This window comes from Pseudomonas avellanae BPIC 631 (assembly GCF_000444135.1).
In the GTDB taxonomy this organism is placed as follows: Bacteria; Pseudomonadota; Gammaproteobacteria; order Pseudomonadales; family Pseudomonadaceae; genus Aquipseudomonas; species Aquipseudomonas avellanae.
Genome location: NZ_ATDK01000023.1, coordinates 1 through 1,249 on the forward strand (window position 1 = coordinate 1; position 1,249 = coordinate 1,249).

1 pseudogene is annotated in these 1,249 nt (G+C 42.5%); it reads left to right on the forward strand.

Annotation, left to right across the window (positions count from 1 at the left end):
* Window positions 1–49: 49 nt before the first annotated feature.
* Window positions 50–1,249, forward strand: a pseudogene (locus DW49_RS1000000129025) (hypothetical protein); the annotation flags it as partial.

A 1,249-nucleotide genomic window follows, 5' to 3' on the forward strand; every position in this document is an offset into this window, starting at 1 on the left:
CCTTGGGCTGCATGTTCAGTTTCGGGACGACATCGTCAGAAACTGCAAGATGGCGCGATTAAAACTGCTCCTCATGGGGAAGCGATTCACCTTAGACCGAATGATGGGCGACTCTTTCGATTTGACCGTTAGGGTTGGTGAGGAAACCGTCAATCGCTTTTACAATGAAGATGACTTTTCGAGGTTCATGTTAAAATCACTTAATCTAAGAAGTGACAGACTTATAACAAACGGTAACACCCCAACTACCCCATATTTTTCGGCGTTGCTGCCTCTTTTTTATCTTGATCAAGATCAAGGCTACTCCGAATACTATGCACCTCCGCGACCAGGATTTATAAAAAACCAATTCTCAGAGATGGTTAGATTAGCTGCTAATTTTCCTCCGCAGAACTCGTACGACAAAAAGAAAAAAGCGATTGAAGTCAAAAAAGACCTAGCTTACCTTGATGCCACAATCGTTGATAGTCGTAAGTTGATGGAGCGTATTATTCAAGATCTTCCATCACCCCGTCGCAAGATCGAAGATGTTGACAGACTCATCGCCGAATTAAAGTCTCGTCTCGAAGACCTCAAAAAATCTAAAGATATAAAAAGCGATTCAATTTCAAGTTTAGATTATGTTATTGGCAACTTGAGAAGAAGGCATCGTGAGCTGCAATCGGAAGATGCTGCTCTCGACTCTAAAATCTCCAGTGCAACGCAAATACGTGAAGAAATACAGAGTGAGATTGAGACACTGAACCTGAATGAAGAGGCCAAGAGAGCCTTTATTTCATTCTCTGACATATGTACCTCACCATCGTGCGGAATATTCATGGTGAGCGCAGACTCGTATGGAAAAAGCTTGCTTTACCTAAAAGATCAGATCAAGGATCTCGAGATTTCCACTGCGTCTAATATACAAAAGTCGGAGGCTATATCCACCGAGAAAAAATTTGTTGAATCGCAAATCGCGCAACTGGCCCAGCAAAGAGGTCTGGCAGAGCGGGAGGCTGGGATTGAAATTTTCATCGAGGCTATCAGCAGGATTTCTTCGGAAATCTTTGAACTTGGATTAGAAAAGAATAAATTAGAAAAGTCCGAGCAGCAAAAAAATACTCATCTTGAACTTTTAAAAAGAAGAGATATTGCTCTTACGCTCGAGGATTCGCTACAGACGTCACGTGAACAGTCTCCAGATATTCTTCGGTTCAGGATCGAGCTGGGACAAAAAATGGCAGAATGGCTCGACGTCCTCAACTCTAAG